Origin of the sequence: Amycolatopsis sp. TNS106, from assembly GCF_019330265.1 — a bacterium.
Taxonomy (GTDB): domain Bacteria; phylum Actinomycetota; class Actinomycetes; order Mycobacteriales; family Pseudonocardiaceae; genus Amycolatopsis; species Amycolatopsis lurida.
In genome coordinates this window covers 2,350,259-2,369,896 of sequence record NZ_CP024972.1, presented here as the reverse complement: position 1 = coordinate 2,369,896, position 19,638 = coordinate 2,350,259, and the positions used below count along the sequence as shown (strand labels likewise).

Genomic DNA, 19,638 nt, shown 5'->3' with positions numbered 1-19,638 from the left:
GCGGGTGGAGAGAAGCGCGGGCAGGGCTCGTCGTCAGACGCGAGCCCTGCCCGCGCTCATGTGCTCGATCGCACTCATCGCCTGGTTCACAGTCACCGGATCTCATAGCCCGGAACAGGCACGCGCTGCGCTTACAGACCTCTCACCGCGGCTCTCGGCCCGCTCGACGAAAGACGACATCATGCCCATCTTGCTCGATGACCTCGACCTCTCGGCGTCCACCGTGGCCGTGAAATCCGTTGACGCGAAGTTCTTCTCCGCCAAGCTGACGGGGTCCGGCCACAAGACTGGCCTGCTCAACGAAAGCCTCCGGCCGATCAACACCGCCACCAACACCGCTTACGCCGTCGCACAGGATATCGAGACGAAACAGAGCTCGACACAGCATGACATCACCACGACGGCCGTCCCGCTGGCACCGATGATCCGACGGGCCCTGCTGGCCGGCGGTGCCTTCACGGTGGGAACACCGCCCGTAGACGACCGATTCGCTGTCGACACGCCGTCGCACCAGCCCCACGACTGGCATATCTGCTTCGACATGACCCCGCAGGGCCTGACCCTCTACGAAGACAAGTCAGGGGACAGGACGAAGCGTGAGCTGGTCATCCTCTACCGGATGGAGCTGTACTTCATCAAGAAGGGCGTGGTCGAACCCGCACGTGCGTCGATCGAGCAGTTCAGGGCCGCCTACCGCCGACCCGACACCGCGGTGTACCTGTCGTGGGACACCAGCCCGATCGAGAACGCGCGTGCCTTCATCGATCGTGAGCTCGGCAGGTGGAACCTCTCCTGTGCGAACCCGGACGAGCTCGATGCCTGGCTGCAGGACTACCCGATTCACGAGCGGATCGTGCGACTGGCACAGATCTGGGACTCGGAGGCGATCGGTGAGGAGGTGTGCCAGTACATCAGCGAAATGCCTGCGCAGCCGACCGACGAGCAGCTGAACATGCTCGCGCTCCAGCTGCGGTATCTCGAGAACTACAACGTCCCGCTGGAGGCCTACCGGCAGATCCATCGGACACTCGAGAACACCTTCTCCGGCACGCAGGCGACGACGCTGTCCAAGCAGAACCTCAGTCTGCTGATGAACCACACGCTCGACCAGCTAGACCGGATGAAGCACCAGCTGGTCGTCCCGGCACAGCCGGCCACGCCACCGGCGCTCCTGCCGCATCTGTCCACACAGCAACTGAACGCGCTCACCACGCACGAACCGCTCGTGATGACCCAGGCTGGCGCGGGTACGGGAAAGTCGACAGTCATCCTCGAGCGCATCAAGTACCTCGAGGCGTGCGGTGTGCCCGCCAGCGACATCACTGTCCTGTCGTTCACCAACGCCGCGGCGGACAACATCACGGCGAAGAACCCTGACGTCGGATCGATGACGATCGCTCGGATGCTGATCGACATCTATACGCTGAACCATCCGACCCACAACATCTCCGCAATCGATACCATCATCAACTCCATCGACATCTTCTACCCCCACGATCAGTTCGCCGCGGACTTCAGGGCGAGGCTACTGTGGGTGGACCAGAACAAGACCGGGGCGTTCACCGCCCTGAACACCTTCGTCGAGAATCACTTCGACAAGGTGATCGCGCTCCTCGACCGCATCCAGCAGACATCGCTGGAACTGCAGATCATCATCTGCTATCAGAAGATCGATGTGATGTCCGAGCCTGGCCACGTGCGATCGAGATACCTCATCATCGACGAGGTGCAAGACAACTCGGTGTTCGAATTCATCTATGTGCTGAAATACGTCACCAAACACGCACAGAGCCTGTTCATCGTCGGTGACGCGTCCCAGACGCTGTACGAGTTCCGTTCGGCTAACCCGAGAGCCTTGAACACGCTCGAAGGATCCGGGGTCTTCGCGACGTTCAAGCTCACGACGAACTATCGCAGCAATCAGGAGATCCTGGATTTCGCGAACGTCGTCCTCGGCGGGCTGGAGACCAACCAGTTCGCGAACATTCAGTTGCGGGCGAACTCACTTCAGGTTCCGACCGCCAGCTCCTTCCAGGAGAAGGTCACCTTGGCCTACTACGAGGTTTCCAAGCTTCAGACGTTCATCACTCAGGACCTGCAGCCGATCATGCGCAACACAGTGTTCCCCGACTACGTGGACGCCTGCCTCGATCGGGGTGAGCAGGTCGCATTCCTGGCCTACTCGCGGAAAGAGGTGGCCCTGATCCAGGCGGAGCTGGAGAAGAGGTATCCGGCCAGGCGTATCGCGTCCCTCGTCAGCGACAGGGTGTACGCCACGGATATCTTCTCCAAATACATCAGCTGCTACTGGAATGACGTCCTGCAGGTTCAGCCTGGCCATGCCTCGTTCGTGGTGACCCAGGGAATCGCGGACAACATGGTCAAGCTGGCGAAGAACGCCAGCAAAGCCAGTGTCGCGAAGGCGATCCTCGATGCGACATCCGATTGGTGGGTGGAAAACAGCGCCGTTATCAGCGGCTGGGTCGACCTGTGCGACCGGGGCACCCTGCCCCACGCGGTGTTCTTCGACAGGCTCCGCGAGAATCTGTTGAGTTTCGAGATCCGGCGCAACCAGCAGAAGCTCAACGTGAACAAGAGGAAGAATCAGGAGCGCAAGCGGAAGAACATCGAGGCCAAGGCCGATCTCGTCGTCTCGACGATCCATGGAGCGAAGGGCCTCGAGTTCGACAACGTCGTTGTTCTCTACAAAGAGGACACGACGATGAGTCAGGACACCAGGCGCATGTTCTACGTCGCGTTCACGCGGGCGATGCACAGCCAGTATGTGCTGTCGTACGGAACCGTGAAGAACCCTCCGATCGAGAGCAGCCACGAACAGATCGTCGCTGCCCTGATGGAGCGCGACAAGAAGAACGCCCTGCGAGCTCAAGGCATCGCCCCGGATGACCGTGACGACGAGGACGTGAGCGCCGGACCGGGTGCCACGAGTGATTCCGAGCAGTTCGCGCAGGTTGTCTGACCTGCGCGAACTGGACCGCCGGTGCGGGATACATCTCCGTCATGGTGATACATCCGCACCGGCGGTCCTTCGCTGATAGTGATGCCGTCACGTTGCCGATGGGCGGCATGTCCCACGCAAGTCCCGTCACCACCGAACAGGAAGTGGTCGGGCCTGCCCAGCCTCGTGAGGGTCGACCTCGACTCGGGACCAGCACGGCCACGGGAGACAGCGGAGGGCCGGCCCCGTCGTGGCATCCGCGCCGACGGGCCCACCACGTACATGTCCCCGCGTCGCCTGTCAGCCAGGTCGTCCAGCCATGGAGGTACCACGATGAGTGGACCCAGCAAAGTCACCACACTGCTGGTCAATGAGCGCGATGCCTTCAGCGGCACCGCCCAGCTGATACCGGCCATCGACCCGACGGACGGCCATACCGTACTGATTGTCAGCATCGACGCGCAGGCGGCCGAGTTCTTCGGTATTCCTCAGCCCGTCACCACGATCGGCGGGATCGTCCGGATGAGCGGCCGATGGGCACCCACCGCTTACCGCGACCGCGCACATCTGCTGGAGGACGCGGGACTCGTCTACTTCCTGCCGAACGTGCCCAGCCGAGTCCGAGCCGTACGCGCGCTGTTGCGCTGGTGGCATGTGGTAGCGCGTCGTACCCGCGAGGGCGACGACCCGCGGCACCTCGATCCCTATCGAGAATCGCCCACGTTCCGCCGGTGGCTGCTGGCGTAGCCCCGTTCTGTGCGACTCCGGCTGGACACCTCAAGAGCCATCCATAAGGAGCCCCGCCATGCCGGTACCCGAACACAATCGCGGCCCGCGAGGTTTCTACGGTCCCACCGACAGCGTCGACCCCAAGCGGCTCATCCCTGGCGTCACTGTCCGCCGGTACACCGAGACGATCCCCGGTGGCAGGCTGGATGTGATCGCACCGTGCTGTGGCCGGATGGCCAGGCTGGACGGCGACTGGATGCACGACGCCCACCTGGTGCTGTGCGCCGCCTGTGCACGCACCTATGACGTACAAATCCTCGACGAGAATGACGGTGGCTTCGGCGCCGAATTCGTCGTCCGCGACGAACGACCGGTGCTCGTCCGTCGGCGCGGCGTAGTCAGCTGGCTCGCTGGCCAGCACCCCGCGGGCTGAAACCTGGCCATAGCAGAGTGACAAAGACAGCCCTTCCAGCGCGGCCGACGTCCGTGATCAACGGCTGCCAGCGCGCCAGATGAGCGGCGCATAGCAGCCGGCTCGCCAGCGACCACGCCCCAGCGACGGACGACGTGTGGATGCCGTGCCTGCCACGGGATCCAGACGAGCAGTCGCGCCAACGCCGCCTACCTGCGATAGCAAGGAGCCAAACGATGACGGACCCCGTCGCTCCACCGATCCCGGAGTCACTGTCGCACTGCCCGACTGTAGGCGGACTGGTCGTCCCGTATATCACGCCCCGGACAGAGGACGGTCGGTTTCTGTTTGGCAGAATCGATCGCGAACGCATGCAACGCGCCGTGGCGAAACGATCGTGCGGCGTGTGCGGTAATCCGCTGCAAACTCCAGCTGTCCTCATGATGCGGTTGTCGGACTTGCCTCATCAATGCACCGTCGAGCCCGCGCTGCATCCTTGGTGTGCCAAGTACACCGGCGAGGCGTGCCCCATGATCCGTGGCCGACTGGACCGCTACCGGACGTCGTCGCCACGGCTGGACCCCAACATGCTGGAGGCCGCAGACACCGAACTCCGGCGGGGCAAAGCGGCAGAACCGTGGTTCGCCGCATGGATCAATGCCTACGACGTCATCTCCTATCACGGAACCCTTGCCGCCTCGTACGCCAAGTCCGGCGCCCGCCGCATTAGACCGGTGACATGGCGGCTGCCGGGGATTTTCTGAACCATCCGCCGCGGGATCTGTCACGGCTCCGAGCCGCCGGCAATTCTCCCTCATAGCGGCGCTGCCTCTCCCAGGTGCCGCACACCCCAGTCGCGGCGTTGCGGCACGTCGTCGACCTCGCGAGGAAGTAAAGATCGTGTCAACCCACAACCCCCTGGACGATCACCCGGCGCTGGAGGCGGCACTCCCTCTCGGCGTCCTGGTGGCTCTCGGCGACATCGAGCACCTGACAGAAGCTCAACGCCAGCACCAAGCGTCACAAGCCGCGTCGGTGATCGCGGCCCATGCCGACGATCTGATGTTCCGCGGCAAGCACACACAGCAGGCGTTCGTGGCGGTCAGCCGGGCGCTGGCGATCCTGGCATTCCAACCGGGAGGCATCACCTTCGCGGGATTGCACTGGTGCATCGGGTCCGGCCACCGCGGGACCCGTGAACAGGCGCCTTGCGCTGCGGAACTCGCTCGCCTGAGTCATCAACCCACGTCCGTAGCAACCCCTCCACGTCGAGAGGAGGACGCAGATCATGACGGTCGGGCCAGCGAACACTGAGTCCGCCGACGACGCATCCGGCCACGCAGTGACTTTCGACCTGATGATCTGCCACGACGACCAGATTCTCTTCCACGACCACTACGAGAGCCGCGAGGCGCGGCTGAGCGTCTGCCTCGGAATACTCACCGGCACACACCTCGTCTCCGGCATACTCGGCCCATCTGGCGAGGCCGCAATCCGGGACATACATGACGCTAGGTTGACCCTCGCCGACTCGTCACCTGATGCAATCGTCCGCGACATTGCCGATGTGTGCCGGCAGTCGGACGTCCGGATCTACACCCGAACGAAGACCAGAACACCCACGGCGCCCACGAGGCTCTACTCGGTCGTGACCCAGTACCGCCCGAATCACGTGACGGCAGAACACTTCACCACCAGGACAGCCCGGCACGAGAGCTTGCTCGAACGCGTCAGCCACCTTCACGCGGGCGCTGGTGCCCCCACGGAGTCCGCGCTCCCCGAGGAAGAATCTCTCGCGGTGCTACTGGAAGCGTTGCTAGCGCCCGCCAGGATCAGCCTCACCGAGTCCGTTCTCGATGCGACCGACGGCGTCTACAAGCCCATTCTCGGCTCACATGATGTCGACCAGCAGGATCGCTGAGCACAAGCCGGGCTCCATTCTTCCGTCCGGCCCAGCCGCCCCTTGCCCGGACTGCACGGGGCGCACCGGACGCGAGCACTCCCGAATCTGCACGGAGGTCCGGCGTTGAGCACGCATCCTGAGCCACTCCTGCTTCCCAGCCATGCCACTGATTCCGACATCCGAGAACTGATCGCGAAGCGGTTCGGCACCGGTGCCACGATCATCGGCGTCACGGCGCCGTTCCAGCATCACGCTGGCATCCATCAAGGTGGACTCAGCGTTCCCGGCATGACCAACTGCGGAACAGCCAGCCACGGCAGACTCCATTTGATCACCCAGGTTCTCGCCGCGACCGATTCGCCAGACGCTGAGCGGGTGGTGCGGCTGCTGCGAGGAGCCGGTATCGCTCCCTGCCGGATGTGCCGTCGCTGCTGGCCGAACGCAGCACTGCCGGAGCACGACCGAGTCCGCTGCTTCAGTGTCGCCGCCCGCCGGATCGCAGAGAACCGCCAGTAGCCCACGCGCGGCGCATGACTCATAGGAAGTCGGTGAAACGCACGACGAGGAACTCGGCCCGGCCACATTCGCTGACACCACAAACGAGGAAAGGAACCCGACCCGATGAGAATCAGGCAAGGACGTACCCGGACGACGGTCGCCTCGTTGCGGCACACCGTGGCGGTGTGGGACGGCGCAACCTACCAGGTGTGGGCCGGGGATTCGTCGACGTCGCAGACCCTGATCGGGCACATCGCTTACCGGAGCCCGAGGGCGAAGAACCCGCCTCAGTCCTGGAAGGAGCACTGGCACGCCACCGAGGACACCCGTGTTCCGGCCAAACACCGGAAATGGTGGTCAGGGTTCGACCGACAGAGGAGGCCACGGTATTCCTGCTGGGGTTGTCGAACAGCCAGGGCAACACTTGCACAGTCCCGGGCGGCACAGATTGCCCACTCACGCCAGCGCAACCGTGCGATCGGTCCACAAGCTCACGCGCGTCGTGAGCCACGGTCGTCTCGTCTATCACCGCCTACTCAAGCTCGACCTCTCCCTGATGTCGTCCCGCCGCTACCAGGAGCCTCCATGAACCAGCCGTCCGATCGCAGCCGAGCCCGAGACGCGCTCTCACGCGCCGAAGACCTCGTCGGCTCCTTACCCCGGCGTCGTCCCGATACCGAAGATCTCGGACCTCTCGCCGTCGCCAATGCCGTCATTGGCATCGGTTACGCCCTTGTCGCTCAGCTCGAAGCCATTCGTGAGCAAACCGGAAGTAGGCAACCCTCCGGTCGCGCGGTGGACGCACCGACGGTGGCCGCCCCGGACGACGAAACCCCGGTGGCTCGCACGGTCAACTATCTGGCGGGCTGCCTCGGCCACCACGTCAACACCCTGGCGACGGACATCGCTCATGATCTCCATACTCGCGGTCTCCTCGCACCCCCTCCCGGAACCGCCCTCGGGCGAGTCTTCTTCCCCGGCGACACCGTTCCTGGTGATATCGCGCTGCTCAGGTATACCCGTCCGATGAGCGGACACCCGACCATGGTCCTCACCGAGTCTCTTGGTGTCTCGTGGACCATCCCGGACGCAGCCCATAATGTCTACGTCGAGATCCGCGGCCTTCCTTCCTCCGACGAATGGCACGCGACAGTCCAGAGCGCACGCAGCGAACGGGACCTTCGGTGTCATCTCGCTTCGGAACACAAGAACGCCGCAGCGTTCGACATCCCCGCGTCCGAGCTTGAGGACATCCATCGCCACGACCACACCGCGGCCGGCGGGATCCGCGACCATGACGTCGCCGATCGCAGCTACGATCTGGCCACTGTGCGCGCCGTCATCGCAGAAGCACGTGACGACTGAGCCGGTCAGCCACAGGCGCTGACAAGGCGATGCCACCATCCTCGCGGCGGCACATAACTGGCTTCAACGGCAGTTGTACCGCTCAAGTCTTTCCATCCTTGAACCGCCCCACGCTCGGACTGTGTCCCGCACGACCCCGGTCCTGTATACCGTGCTGTGCGCGCTTGACGCGTGTGGCGTTCTGGGGCCTTGTCGCGGTAGGAACCGGGGACGACCCCAACTACGTGCCCGACGCCGGGTACCGACGAGCACCTGCCGGGTGGTGACAACGCCCACCGCCATCGCCCGGCACGGGCGCAACAGCACTCCCAGACCGATGCTCTGACCGTCCTCGCCGTCCAGGAATTGCGGGACCGATCGCGGCGGGCAACCATGTGTTCGACGTTTCTGCAAAATACGATTGACCTGCGCTGGCTTATGGGCGATGATGAATGCACATCAGCGAACGAAGGAGCAATCATGATGACCATGCGGGAGCGAGGGGCGCGACGCCAGTATCTGGCCGCCGCGTTCGCTGTCGTGTGCTCGTCGAACGACGACCACCAGAAGCCCCTCTCCTGGCAGGAAGAGAGCCTTCTGGGCGGCGCGGGCTCCCCACCATGACGTAGGTCTCGTCATGTCGAGGGAGCCGCCCATCGGGAAACCGATCCGGGCGGCTTTCTCTATTTCGTGCACCCTGAAAACAATTAATTCTTATCGGCGAGCTAGTGGTAGCGCGGCGGTCTCCAAAACCGTTTGCCGGGGGTTCGACTCCCTCCGCCGGTGCTTCACGCCGCCCATTTCGCGATGGGCCGGTGCGGTTCTTTGACATCTACACAGCGGAGCAAGACATTTCCCAGGCTCGTCCCCGTCGCCGCACCGGCGGCCAGGGCGAGCACCGGGTCCGGCCGCCGCCGCGCGGCCGGACCCACCGGTGAAGATGGGGCTGTCGGAGCCCCACCCGGCTGTAAACCGGGCGTCCTCGTGGCACAGGGGGTTCGACTCCCTCCTTCACCACCTCAGCCCCCGTAGCTCAGCGGACAGAGCAGCGGCCTCCTAAGCCGACGGGCGCAGGTTCGAGTCCTGCTGGGGGCACCAGCGTCGACGGCCGCGGCCGACTCGGCGCGATCACGCGGTCGTGGTGAACTCGGCGGACACGTCGGTCTTCCAAACCGAAGCAGAGGGTTCGATGCCCTCCGGCCGCTCGCATGGCGCGTTCGTCTATGGGAAGGACACCGGGTTTTCACCCCGGGCGGCACGGGTTCGAATCCCGTACGCGCTACCTCGCGGACTACCGGCATCGGCCTCGGTGCTGGTGGTCCGCTTCACCCCTGTAGCTCAGCAGGACAGAGCGTCGCACTACGAATGCGAAGGCCCCAGGTTCGAGTCCTGGTAGGGGTACTGGCCGGCGCGCAACGCGCCGGCGTCCCGATGCTCACGTGGCCCAGCGGCGAGGGCACCGCACTGTCGATGCGGCGATCGCGGGTTCGAGTCCCGTCGTGAGCGCTCACGATCGGCACGGCCGTGCGGCCGCGCCGATCGCACCGGGTGCGAGGGGCACTGGCGACCCCACCTGATTTGGGATCAGGAGTCACCGCGTTCGACTCGCGGGCATCCGACTACGGCCTACCTCGGGCAGCACACGCAGCTCGACGTCCGGCCTTTCCCAGGGCCCGCTGATGCGGGCCCGAAGGGCGCGTTGGTCCAGTTGGCACGGATCCCCGGTTCTCGCCCGGGAGACACGGGTTCGAGTCCCGTACGCGCTACGCGAGGGGTCCCGGCTCGCCACCGGGTCTCGAGGGTGGCCCCCTCGGGGTGGAGGGCTTCGCCTTCGGGCGTGGTGCTCCAGCTCCGACGACACATTCCCCGCACGGCTCTTTAGCTCAGCAGGCAGAGCACCGGAGTGAAGCCCCGGAGGTTCAGGGTTCGAGTCCCTGGGGAGCCACCACGCACGACCTCGACGGCCACCGCGCGGCGCGAGCGCCGGGGCGCGCCGTCGCGCGGCTCTAGCCCAACCGGCAGAGGCAGCTGGCCGAGGTCCAGTCCAGTCGGGGTTCGACTCCCCGGAGCCGCACGCGAGCCGACTTGCCGCACAAGCTCACCTGGCCGAGCACCCGTCTCGTAAACGGGAGGCACTGGGTTCGATTCCCAGGTGCGGCTCCACCGCCTCGCCCGGATCGCCGGGCGGCGGCAAGGCCCCTGTAGCCCAACTGGAAGAGGCACCGCGTTCAGGCCGCGGCCAGTCCAGGTTCAAATCCTGGTGGGGGCACGCACATTCCCGGTTGGTGTAGCTGGCAGCACGCCGGACTTTGGATCCGTGAGCCCAGGTTCGAGCCCTGGACCGGGAGCCGGCCTTCCCGATGCCCGTTGGTCCAGCTGGCACGACACCGCGCTCTGATCGCGGAGATCCGAGGTTCGAATCCTCGACGAGCAGCAACGCCCCCGTGGCGAAACGGCAGACGCACGCGGCTCAAACCCGCGCGCCCGCGGTGGCGGGCATACAGGTTCGACTCCTGCCGGGGGCACGCACCTTGGAGGGCTGGCCGAGCCAGGCAAGGCACCGGGTTGCTACCCCGTGGTCCGGGGCCGAGGTCCCGGCGCGCGTTCGAATCGCGCGCCCTCCGCGCATCAACACCGAGGTGGAGCACGGCGGTCTGCGCAGCGCGCTGATGACGCGAAGAACCAGGTTCAACTCCTGGCGCCTCGACCACGCGCGGCACCGGAAACCGTTGCCGCGCAGGGAGGATTGGCCGAGCCCGGAAAGGCAGCCGTCTCGAAAACGGTGGTCGGCGTGACGAGCGCCGCGCAGGTTCAAATCCTGCATCCTCCGCCACACCGCCCATGAAGATGGCGGTGACCTGGGTCGTTAGCTCAACTGGAAGAGCCGCCGACTCTTACTCGGCAGGTTCGGGGTTCGAGTCCCCGGCGACCTACTCCACCGGCACGGCACGAGCGCCGCGCCGCGGGCCGTTAGCTCAACCGCGCAGAGCAGCCGGCTTTTACCCGGCGGGTTCGGGGTTCGAATCCCTGGCGGCCCACTTCGCCCCTGTGGCCCAACGGATACGGCGCCGCCTTCCGACGGCGGAGCGTGCAGGTTCGACTCCTGCTGGGGGCACCACGTTCATTCCCTCGAGGCGCAACAGGCTGCGCACCCGACTGTTAATCGGGAGGCACCAGGTTCGAGTCCTGGCGGGGGAGCTGCGTCGCGCCCAGCGTCCCCGTGCGGAGCCAGGGACGACGCGATCGGGGGACGCGCCGGAGCGCAGACGATCCTTGCAAGATCGTCGTGGTGGGTTCGACACCCACGTCTTCCACCAGCACCAAGACCCCCGCGACGTTCGGCGCGGGGGCGACGTCCTGTAGCTCAGCGGAAGAGCAGCCCGTTCACACCGGGCCGGTCCCGGGTTCGACTCCTGGTGGGACGACTGTGGCCGACGCCGAAGGAGACGAGGCCCCGGGTTGTGACCCCGGGCGAAGCCGGTGCGAGTCCGGCCGGCCACCCCACGTCCGCCGCGGGCGCGCCCGCGGCGGCACCGCGCGCGGTTCGGCAACCAGCGGGGCCTCATAAGCCCCGCCCACGTGGATCGACACCACGGCGCGCGACCCCGGCCCGGCGTCCACGCCGGACCCGTTCGGCCCACTTCACGACGGTCGTGGCGCGGCCTGCAAAGCCGTGGTTGATCACCGGGTTCGACTCCCGGGTGGGTCTCCGCCGATGTCATGCTCCGCTGTGGGAGAGCCCGACGTTCCACCGGTCGACGGTGGCCGCGGGCAGCGTCGCTGACCGCCCGCCCGCCCCGCAACCCCGCTTCGCGGAACAGGTTGCGCGCACCCAGCGGCGCCGACCAGCGCGGGCACGCGCATCCGCCCGAACCGGGCGGCACCGACATCCGGGCTCCGCCACCGCGCGGGCCCGATCACCTGACGAGCGAAGGACGTGAGTATGCACGCGAGGACGATCATCACCAGGACGCTGCGCGTCCCGCGCAGCCCTGCGGCCGCCGGCGACGGCGCGGCCGTGGCCCGGCAGATGGACGCGGTCCTGGCCGGAGCAGGGTTCAAGGCCGCCGGTGACCTGCTGGAGCACGTCTCCGGGCTGGAGCCGGGCGCGGCGATGGACCTGGCCGTCGACGTCGTCGCGGCGGTCCGCGAGTTGGTCGGCGACCACGTCGCCCACAACGCCTACTTCCGCGACTTCCCGCACGGCGTGCCCGACACCGTCGAATTCTGGGTGCGCTGCCTGCGCGACGCCCTCGTCGCACCGCACGCCCGCGGCACCCGGGCGGTGCCGACCGACGCCGAGCTGCTGGCCGCACTCGACCAGCGCCTGGTGGGGCTGCTGAACCTGCCCCGCTACGGCCGCTACCAGCACACCTACGCCGAGCTGCTCGCCGCGCACGACGAGCTGATCCCCTCGGTCAAGGACCGCGTCACGCTCGTGCGGCTCGGCGGCACCCTCGCCGAGGAGACGACCGCGCTGTACCGGGCGCTGGCCGAGTCGACCACTCCGCTGGGCGAGGCCGACCTGCAGCTGCTCGCCGACCTCGCCGAGGCCTGCGGCGAGGTCGAGCTGGACGGCGTGCCGGTGCGGGAGAACCGTGCCGTGCTCAACGCCGCCCGCCTCGCCGCGGGCCGCCCACTGCTGGCCGTGGACACGGTGCTCGACGTGCTGCGCGCCGCGTGCCAGGCCAGCGGCGGCGACGTCACGCTGGCCGAGCCGACGAAGTTCCGCAGCTTTACCCGCCGCGAGCGCCGCGCGCTGATGGCGGCGCTGGACCGCGTCGTGGCCGCCGGCGAGAGCAAGCTCGGCGACGTCGCCCGGTTTGCGAATCGGTTCAAGCGCCTCGGCGAGGGCTTGCACCCGCACGAGTTCGACCAGTTCCCGCACGCGGCCGCAGTGTTCGAGGTCGCCCGCGGCCGTGCGGTCAGGCCGCTGGCCGGGCGCGCGGAGCTGGCGTTCGCGCGCGGCGATCACGCCGGCGCCGCCGACATCCTCACCGCCGCGCCGGGAATGCTGATGCGATCGCTGGACAGGCTGCTGCGCCACGCCGACGCGCCCGCGCGCGACGCGGTGTTCGAGGCGATGATGCAGGTTCTCGGGAAGGTGTCCGGGCGCGTGCTCTGCTCGGTGCGCGAGCACCTGGCCAACCGTGCCGCGCCGGACGTCGCGCGGGTGTTCACCACCCGCTCCCGCCGGGCATGGGTCACCGCCGACACCCGGCCTCCGCTGCCGGGTGAGGTCATCGAGCACGCCTGTGGGCTGATCGACGCCGAGCTGACCGCCCGGCTCCCGCGGCGGGAGCGCCTGGTGGTCGACCCGGCCGTACTGTCGGTGGCGCTGCCGCTGTCGGGCAAGGCAAGCGAGGACGGGTTCGCCGTGCTGCCCCGCGGCTCGCACAGCCGGATCGAGGGCGAGATGCTGCGGTTCTTCACCCATTGGTGCCAGGCCAGCCAGCGCACCGATTTCGACCTGTCCGCGCTGCTGCTGGACGCCGAGTTCCGCTACGCCGGGCACGTGTCGTGGACGAACTACCACGATGGCGGCGCGGTGTACTCAGGCGATCTGACCGAGGCGCCGGCACCCGACGGTGCGACCGAGTTCATCGACCTCCCGCTGGGCTCGGTGGCCGCCGCATACGTGGTTCCGCAGGTCAACATCTACTCCGGCGAAGCCTTCGACGAAGTCGCCGAATCGATGTTCGGATGGATGACCCGCGAGCGCGATCACGCCGGGGCGCCGTTCGAGGCCCGCACCGTGCGGACCCGATCGGAGATGCGAGGCACCGGCCGAGTGGCCCTGCCGGCGGTGTTCGCTCGCGAAGCGGACGGTGGCTGGACGGCGACGTGGCTGCACCTGTATCTGGCAGGGAACCCGACCTTCAACCAGGTCGAGGGAAACCGGGTCAGCGCGGCCATGCTCGCCCGCGGGGTGCTTCAGCGCGACTACCTCACCGTCGGCTACTTGGTCGATCTGATGCGTGCCGCAGGCACCGAGGTGACGATCTGGGATCTCGGCGCCGAGCTGAACGGACCAGTGACCTTCCTCGGTAGCCAGGCTCCCGAGAACCTGCCGGAGGGCACGGAGGTGATCACGCTCGATCGGCTAAACCAGTTGATCCCGGCCTGAGCAATCCGATATCCTGATCATGCGAGGCAATGAGGGGACTTCCTTCTACTCCCACTGTAAATGGTCTCTAGTGCCCTCCCTCTCCTCGCAACTGACAACAACGATGGCCTGCCGGGAGCCCGGCAGGCCATCGTCATCTCCACAGTTGAGCAAACAGGTCATTTTGAAGTGCCGACACGATGGCCGCGACGCAATAGATGAAAGGACGGGTCGATGACTCTGCAGTACGTCACAGGTGACGCGACCCAGCCTGTAACCACCGGATCCCGGGTGATCGCGCATGTCTGCAACGATCGCGGGGGGTGGGGCAAAGGATTCGTTGTCGCACTGTCGCGCCGCTGGCCAGAACTCGAAGACGCCTACCGCGCTTGGGCACGGCGTTCCGACTTTTGCCTGGGTGCAGTCGACCTTGTCCGTGTCGAATCCGAAACCTGGATCGCTAACATGGTGGCTCAGCACGGCTACCGCAGCGCCAGCAACCCGGTCCCGTTGCGGTACGACGCACTGGAAAAGGCTCTGTCCACTGTCGCCAAACGCGCGGGCGACCTCGGCGCCTCCGTGCACTTGCCCCGCATCGGGTGTGGTCTCGCTGGTGGAACGTGGGAGCACATCGCTCCACTGATCGAACGAACTCTGACTATTCAGGGGATCCCAACCACAGTTTACGACCTTCCGTAGAGCGGACTTCGCAAACGCAGCACAACCATCGGTTTCGGTCGATTCCTAACCCTGCGCATCGCCCGTCAAAGCCACGCAGCTCGCGCGCCGGTTGAAAGCCGCCGTCAGCATTCTGGAATCTGCGCGTATCGGCAACCTTGCGCGCTTCGACATTGCAATACCACGGCGGGTATCGGATGAATGTCAACTCCCTATCGTTGCTCCTTATCTCAGGGTTTGCTGTTTACTGGCTAGTGCTGCTCGGGATCCTTGCATGCCATAAGCGCCGCAGTCTCGACCCACGTCGCTTCTTTTCGTGGACAGACAAGCGCGTGATGATCACGCGCGCTCGAGGACGCTGCGAGCATAAGCCGCTGCTCTGGCCTCGGTGCCCGGAGAAGGGGACCGAGGCCGACCACATCGTTCCGTGGAGTCGTGGCGGTCCAACCGCTTTGTGGAACGGTCAGTTGCTGTGTCGTTACCACAACCGTCGTAAGTCCAATGTCATACCCGGACCGCTCTACCGCTGGCGGCTCCAGCGCCGGCGGAGAAGATACTGACCGACGATCGCTGAGGCAGAATGATACTCATCACGGCGTTGCGCAGCGCCGGGTGGGCTGACTCGAGCGGCTGTACCTGTGGCCAACGGCTGTTCCAGCGGACCACGCTATTGCCGGAGCGGCCGTACGTCGCCTGATGACACAACTGCACTGCGCCGGCCCAGGCCGTGGAATGACAGCAGGGCAGACATCCTGGCGGACGAGCGGAGTTATCCGGTCCATCCCCAGGGCAAAGGCACATTTTCCTTTCCCGAAACATCAGAGCAGACGGCGCCTTAGCTCTGCCGTCGAGCGTTGCCTTGATGCCGATCCATTGATGTTGCTGGCATTCCCGCTGATCTTGCGGATGCCGCCTCGGTCTTCATCACCCCACCTCCTCGACAAAGCTCTACGCGAAGGACACCCATGGGCACCGACATGTACCTCGCCGCGATCGCCGTTTCGGTCCAGCGCACCGAGCCTCCGGACTTCCATAAGGGACGACTGCTGATCGGATCGATCGACGACGTCACACAGTTCACATTTGGCGACACCGACGACGTCGAGAGTGCAATCAGGAATCTGCTGCCTGATCTCGACCCGGCCAGCGACGTACTGGACCCGAACGGGCAGCCATTGCTTGAACTTGCTCGACGCGCCTGCCTCTCCATCGTCGACGACCTCGAAGAAGCTTTGGCCTCGCGCGAAACTGCCTCGATCGTGGTCGCCGGCTACCGCCTCTACGTGTCCGGAGGACTGTCTTCCGGTGACTCCCCGACAGATGCGGCCGAAAAAATCTGGAACGCTAGTCAGTTGCCGATTCCTGTGCTCCGGGAAATGGGATTCGTTCCGGACTGCGGTGAGCTTTCCTTGCGGAATTCCGGAAGCCAGGAATATGTAACGGATACCGACATCGTCGACGCCCTTGCCCTCGGCCTCGGAACCCGAACAGAATGGTCGAGTGATGACTACGAGTGGATTGTGAACATCCTCAGCAAGGTTCGTCCCAAGCCCGGCTATGACCCGCCGCTCCAGTACCTCGACGGCTATTCGCGGCAGTATGGGTTCGATCCGAGGACGAGTGAATTCCTCGCGCAGAACCTCGGTGAAGAAGTGACAGAAATGACGACCGAGAGCGGCACCGAACTGTCATGAGCGGACATGTAGCTGCCATGAGGTCGATCATCGAAGCGAACACGGCCGGCGGTGAACGCCGGACTACGCAGGTGTTCCAGGACTTCTGTGCCTTGGCCGCCTTCGAGATCAGAGCCGCGGTCGATCGTGCCAGTGCCGATCGATGCCGGGACCACTACCTGACGATCGCCGACGGCTACACGACCGCTGAGATCGAGCACTTCGGACAGGCTCTGACGCATCTTGTGCAGGAGCTTGACAGAAAGCTCAGCGATGTGCTTGGGGAGCTATACATGACACTTGAGCTAGGTAATCAACGTGTCGGGCAGTACTTCACCCCCTATGACGCGAGCCTGCTCAGTGCGTCAGTGATCGTCGCAGACATGACTCGCACGCTCGACGAGCTGGACTTCGTGACGGTGTACGAGCCTACCTGCGGAGCCGGGGGAATGATTATCGCCACGGCCGACCTTCTCGGCCGATCTGACGTGAACTACCAGAAGGCAATTCACGTCACAGCACGCGACCTGGAACTCACTGCCGTGCACATGACCTATATCCAGCTGACCCTGCTGCACATACCCGCGTTGGTCATCCACGGCGACACCCTCACGCTCGACCAGTTCGACGTATGGCCAACGCCGGCTCATGTGCTTGACGGCTGGAACAGGCGGCTCTGTAGCCGAGGGTAAGTGGCCGGACCTTGTGGTGAGTCGGTATAGGAAGTCCGTGAGAAGGAGTGGCGAACAGGATGATGAAGCCGACCAACCCCCATGTCGAGGTCTATGCCAAGTTTCGGCGCCATACCGTCGATCACAGGCCACGTGTGCTTCGCGGCGACGGCGTCTCGGCACCTTCGGGTCTCGAAGCCTGGAGCACACGTCAGAGTCAGATGCACGCGAGTGGCTGCGGCAATCCGAGCAACGTGACATTTTCGGACCGGGCGCATGCTGGGACTGGCACCTGACGACCCGCGACGAGACTTTTGTATTCGCATGCTATTGCGTCGACCTGACGGCTAGGTTTTATCGCCAGCGTGAGGTTGGGCTGTAACGACCGCGACTTCACGACGAGAAAGTCTTGCACAGTGTAAGTGACAGTGCTGTTACCTGGCCCCGTATGTCGTCAGTGGCATGCGGAATCCGGCGACATCGCGATTCGAAACCGGAACAGGGCAGCCTCTCGCCGTATTGCGGCACGGCCGTGACGGCGGTGAGGGTGTGCCGTAGCAACAGGAAGAAGGCTCCCGTGCCTGTCAGTTCCACGAGAACCCTTGAACATCTCCGTATGTCCCGCAACGATATCGGAGCGATCCTTAATCCCGCGGGCCACGGTAACTGCCCCTGGTGCGGTAACGGAGGCCCGATGCTCGTCGGCGAGTACGGCGTTGCGTGGGGATGTGACCATGCACGCCGACTACCGCCCCTGCATGCCAGCGTGACGCTGACCTACCGGTGCAACCGGTGCTCGCCAGGGCCAACGCTACTGGTAGTGGCTTAGAGACAGATCGCTCGGTAGCGCGGGTGCCGCGCTGAGGCACGTATCCACGAAGCGCGTCCCGCACCTGGATGGACGGACCGTCAGCACCATGCCACTGGCGCTCTCGCCAGTGGAAGCCGCCTGGAATTCTGTCCGCGCTGGTGGCGGAACTGCGAGAACGATGCGTCAGAATCTACGCAGTGCTGGCAACGCGGCAACGGAATCGTCGTCAATGGCGCGCTTCGTCTCTGAACAGACCATGACATTCCAATCGACAGCGAATAGACTTGCGATATGACTCATAACGATAGGGTGCCGGGCGGCTCCCTTCCCAGGTTCACCGTCAATGTCGTTCCGACGAGCCGCATCTCCGGCGAGTACCTCGGCGGCTTGCTGCAGCGCTACCGGAGCGGCGAGATCAAGCCCTTGATCTTCGGGGATGACAACGTGCCCGAGGCGGCTGTCATTCCGTTCGAGGCGTTCGTGCGTCTCATGAGGAGCGACCATGCAGCCTACGTCGGCAAGGAAACCGAGTTCCAAGGCGAGGTCACACGCCGTGTTCAGGAATCTGATCTGGTTCGCGACACTGCCGCCTCGGCGAACGGTATGACACTGGAACAGCTTGCCGAGGGCCTCGACGAGCCAGCCCGGAGCATGATGTTGAGGCAGCTGGATGATGAGTGACCGTCGGGATCTCGACTTCGAGGTGTCGCCGGGCGTGCAGCAGGATCTGACCGTGCTCAACGATCGTGTACGACGGAATCCCCATGACGTGCGGGCCAGGAATCTCCTGCGGGCGACCATCAACACTCTGGTGGGCCTCAGAAACGGGGATCCGGGAACGAAGAGCCTCGAGTACCTCAGCAGCTACCCGGACCTGTCTGACTGTCGAACCTCCTACATCCACGCAGACCCGACCGCGAAGCCGTCACACCGTATCGTCTGGCGTGATGTCCCCCCAAGAGAACCCGATGGAATCTTCCGCCGCGAGATCATCGCCGTGGGGGAGCGGGCGAACGGGCGCGTCTACCACCTTGCCGGGCAGCGTCTTGGCCGGCCTGTCGGATACACCCTTGCGGAGCTGTCGGCCCTGGACGAACCCGTAGCGGGCCGTTCACCGGCGCAGCGTGGATTGATGGCTGGCGGCGTGGAGCCTGCCGATGAACCCACGATCTGGCTCGCTGGGCCGTGAGCGAAGGTCGTCAAGTCCTTTCCGGCCGGATGTCGGATGCCCGCCGTGTAGCAGAGTTTGCACGGACGCGCGTTCAGCTGACCGTCCTAGCGCGACAGAGCTGGAGCATCTGGAGGCGACACTCGCCAGTGGTTGGTATTCGGCGTCCTGAACCAGGATCATCGACAGTGACTCGCTACCTTCCCCTATACGCCGGTACTCCCAGTGATGCTCTCGCATCACTGGGAGTACCTTTTTTTGCCGAAGTGTGTGAGCTCGTCTCACAGACAGGACGTCGTTCGGCTACAGTTCCAGGTCCGGGTCAAGTGTTGATCGTTGGTCCTTTGGTTCGTAGTCCACTGTCTCGATGATCGATTGGCTGCCTGGATCGCGTCGTTTACGCACGGCCTTGTTGTGTGCGGTGTCGAACTCCCGCTGTGCCGCTACACGGTGCGCGGCGTCGAGCCTGGCATGGACGGTCCTCTCGCCGAACTCCAGCGTCGATGCGACCGACGCCTTCATGGCTAGTTTGGCCGCGTTCACGCGGGGCCTGTTCTGCTCGCGCTGCTGTTCCCAGCGGTTGCGGTCCTCGGGCGTGACGTAGCCGAACATCCGGGCGAAACTCGATCCATAGGAAGAGTGCTGCTGGTCGGCCAGCTGGTCGTTGGTCATTGTTCGCCATCTCT

General features: G+C 65.1%; 17 protein-coding genes and 24 tRNA genes. 40 read left to right on the top strand and 1 reads right to left on the bottom strand.

Translation table 11 applies throughout. The annotated features are described in order from the left end of the window. Positions 1-181: 181 nt before the first annotated feature. From CVV72_RS10675 to CVV72_RS10480, 40 genes are all read left to right on the top strand, one after another. The gene (locus CVV72_RS10675; protein WP_219152262.1) at positions 182-2,980 is read left to right on the top strand and encodes a UvrD-helicase domain-containing protein; all 2,799 of its coding nucleotides are present in this window, start codon (positions 182-184) and stop codon (positions 2,978-2,980) included. A 312-nt stretch (positions 2,981-3,292) separates the two neighbouring features. After that, positions 3,293-3,706 (top strand): hypothetical protein, encoded by a 414-nt coding sequence (locus CVV72_RS10670; RefSeq protein ID WP_219152261.1) that lies wholly within the window; start codon positions 3,293-3,295, stop codon positions 3,704-3,706. 58 nt (positions 3,707-3,764) lie between these two features. After that, on the top strand, positions 3,765-4,121 hold the full coding sequence (locus CVV72_RS10665; protein WP_219152260.1) for a hypothetical protein: 357 nt from the start codon (positions 3,765-3,767) through the stop codon (positions 4,119-4,121). A 215-nt stretch (positions 4,122-4,336) separates the two neighbouring features. Beyond that, entirely contained in the window at positions 4,337-4,864 is a 528-nt protein-coding gene (locus CVV72_RS10660) for a hypothetical protein (protein ID WP_219152259.1), read from the top strand. A 136-nt stretch (positions 4,865-5,000) separates the two neighbouring features. After that, a complete protein-coding gene (locus CVV72_RS10655) occupies positions 5,001-5,414 on the top strand; it encodes a hypothetical protein (RefSeq protein WP_219152258.1) in 414 nt (137 codons plus the stop codon). Continuing rightward, positions 5,389-6,021, top strand: a complete 633-nt coding sequence (locus CVV72_RS10650; protein WP_219152257.1) for a hypothetical protein — start codon at positions 5,389-5,391, stop codon at positions 6,019-6,021. Before CVV72_RS10655 ends, CVV72_RS10650 begins: the two co-directional genes overlap by 26 nt. A gap of 105 nt (positions 6,022-6,126) precedes the next feature. Further along, positions 6,127-6,519 carry a hypothetical protein gene (locus tag CVV72_RS10645; protein ID WP_219152256.1) on the top strand — a complete coding sequence of 131 codons (393 nt, stop codon included), beginning with the start codon at positions 6,127-6,129 and terminating at the stop codon, positions 6,517-6,519. Between the two features lie 567 nt (positions 6,520-7,086). Next, a complete protein-coding gene (locus CVV72_RS10640; protein WP_219152255.1) occupies positions 7,087-7,866 on the top strand; it encodes a hypothetical protein in 780 nt (259 codons plus the stop codon). A gap of 459 nt (positions 7,867-8,325) precedes the next feature. Further along, positions 8,326-8,469 (top strand): hypothetical protein, encoded by a 144-nt coding sequence (locus CVV72_RS10635; RefSeq protein WP_219152254.1) that lies wholly within the window; start codon positions 8,326-8,328, stop codon positions 8,467-8,469. Between the two features lie 92 nt (positions 8,470-8,561). Further along, positions 8,562-8,631, top strand: a tRNA-Trp gene (locus CVV72_RS10630). A gap of 147 nt (positions 8,632-8,778) precedes the next feature. After that, a tRNA-Tyr gene (locus tag CVV72_RS10625) sits at positions 8,779-8,862 on the top strand. A gap of 5 nt (positions 8,863-8,867) precedes the next feature. Then, positions 8,868-8,943 (top strand) — tRNA-Arg (locus CVV72_RS10620). A 34-nt stretch (positions 8,944-8,977) separates the two neighbouring features. After that, a tRNA-Gly gene (locus tag CVV72_RS10615) sits at positions 8,978-9,050 on the top strand. Between the two features lie 5 nt (positions 9,051-9,055). Continuing rightward, positions 9,056-9,127: transfer RNA gene (locus tag CVV72_RS10610), tRNA-Glu, on the top strand. A 45-nt stretch (positions 9,128-9,172) separates the two neighbouring features. Next, positions 9,173-9,246, top strand: a tRNA-Arg gene (locus tag CVV72_RS10605). A gap of 32 nt (positions 9,247-9,278) precedes the next feature. Continuing rightward, positions 9,279-9,351: transfer RNA gene (locus tag CVV72_RS10600), tRNA-Asp, on the top strand. Positions 9,352-9,538: 187 nt separating this feature from the next. Next, positions 9,539-9,611 (top strand) — tRNA-Glu (locus CVV72_RS10595). A 106-nt stretch (positions 9,612-9,717) separates the two neighbouring features. Then, positions 9,718-9,793 (top strand) — tRNA-Phe (locus tag CVV72_RS10590). 52 nt (positions 9,794-9,845) lie between these two features. Continuing rightward, positions 9,846-9,919 (top strand) — tRNA-Leu (locus CVV72_RS10585). A gap of 13 nt (positions 9,920-9,932) precedes the next feature. Next, positions 9,933-10,008, top strand: a tRNA-Thr gene (locus CVV72_RS10580). A gap of 32 nt (positions 10,009-10,040) precedes the next feature. After that, positions 10,041-10,114, top strand: a tRNA-Leu gene (locus CVV72_RS10575). A 7-nt stretch (positions 10,115-10,121) separates the two neighbouring features. Next, positions 10,122-10,193 (top strand) — tRNA-Gln (locus CVV72_RS10570). Positions 10,194-10,206: 13 nt separating this feature from the next. After that, a tRNA-Gln gene (locus CVV72_RS10565) sits at positions 10,207-10,279 on the top strand. Positions 10,280-10,283: 4 nt separating this feature from the next. After that, a tRNA-Leu gene (locus CVV72_RS10560) sits at positions 10,284-10,370 on the top strand. 8 nt (positions 10,371-10,378) lie between these two features. Beyond that, a tRNA-Ser gene (locus CVV72_RS10555) sits at positions 10,379-10,469 on the top strand. Positions 10,470-10,480: 11 nt separating this feature from the next. Beyond that, positions 10,481-10,555 (top strand) — tRNA-Ile (locus CVV72_RS10550). 30 nt (positions 10,556-10,585) lie between these two features. Continuing rightward, positions 10,586-10,678: transfer RNA gene (locus CVV72_RS10545), tRNA-Ser, on the top strand. A gap of 27 nt (positions 10,679-10,705) precedes the next feature. Beyond that, a tRNA-Lys gene (locus tag CVV72_RS10540) sits at positions 10,706-10,778 on the top strand. 31 nt (positions 10,779-10,809) lie between these two features. Further along, a tRNA-Lys gene (locus CVV72_RS10535) sits at positions 10,810-10,883 on the top strand. 4 nt (positions 10,884-10,887) lie between these two features. After that, positions 10,888-10,963: transfer RNA gene (locus CVV72_RS10530), tRNA-Arg, on the top strand. A 7-nt stretch (positions 10,964-10,970) separates the two neighbouring features. Beyond that, positions 10,971-11,043: transfer RNA gene (locus CVV72_RS10525), tRNA-Asn, on the top strand. A 155-nt stretch (positions 11,044-11,198) separates the two neighbouring features. Then, positions 11,199-11,270, top strand: a tRNA-Val gene (locus CVV72_RS10520). A 2-nt stretch (positions 11,271-11,272) separates the two neighbouring features. Beyond that, a tRNA-His gene (locus CVV72_RS10515) sits at positions 11,273-11,349 on the top strand. A 439-nt stretch (positions 11,350-11,788) separates the two neighbouring features. Beyond that, positions 11,789-13,972, top strand: coding sequence for a hypothetical protein (locus CVV72_RS10510; RefSeq protein WP_219152253.1), 2,184 nt, complete (start codon positions 11,789-11,791; stop codon positions 13,970-13,972). Between the two features lie 213 nt (positions 13,973-14,185). Further along, positions 14,186-14,650, top strand: a complete 465-nt coding sequence (locus CVV72_RS10505) for a macro domain-containing protein (protein WP_219152252.1) — start codon at positions 14,186-14,188, stop codon at positions 14,648-14,650. A 176-nt stretch (positions 14,651-14,826) separates the two neighbouring features. Further along, a complete protein-coding gene (locus CVV72_RS41950) occupies positions 14,827-15,189 on the top strand; it encodes an HNH endonuclease (RefSeq protein WP_370641892.1) in 363 nt (120 codons plus the stop codon). Positions 15,190-15,594: 405 nt separating this feature from the next. Further along, the gene (locus tag CVV72_RS10495; protein WP_219152250.1) at positions 15,595-16,323 is read left to right on the top strand and encodes a hypothetical protein; all 729 of its coding nucleotides are present in this window, start codon (positions 15,595-15,597) and stop codon (positions 16,321-16,323) included. Between the two features lie 17 nt (positions 16,324-16,340). Beyond that, entirely contained in the window at positions 16,341-16,994 is a 654-nt protein-coding gene (locus CVV72_RS10490; RefSeq protein WP_219152249.1) for an N-6 DNA methylase, read from the top strand. Positions 16,995-18,075: 1,081 nt separating this feature from the next. After that, the gene (locus CVV72_RS10485; protein WP_219152248.1) at positions 18,076-18,465 is read left to right on the top strand and encodes a hypothetical protein; all 390 of its coding nucleotides are present in this window, start codon (positions 18,076-18,078) and stop codon (positions 18,463-18,465) included. Beyond that, the gene (locus CVV72_RS10480; protein WP_219152247.1) at positions 18,458-18,973 is read left to right on the top strand and encodes a hypothetical protein; all 516 of its coding nucleotides are present in this window, start codon (positions 18,458-18,460) and stop codon (positions 18,971-18,973) included. Before CVV72_RS10485 ends, CVV72_RS10480 begins: the two co-directional genes overlap by 8 nt. Before the next feature lie 282 nt (positions 18,974-19,255). Here CVV72_RS10480 and CVV72_RS10475 read toward each other — a convergent pair whose 3' ends face one another. After that, positions 19,256-19,624: a hypothetical protein gene (locus tag CVV72_RS10475; RefSeq protein ID WP_219152246.1), complete on the bottom strand. Its 369-nt coding sequence runs from the start codon at positions 19,622-19,624 to the stop codon at positions 19,256-19,258. Positions 19,625-19,638: the final 14 nt, after the last annotated feature.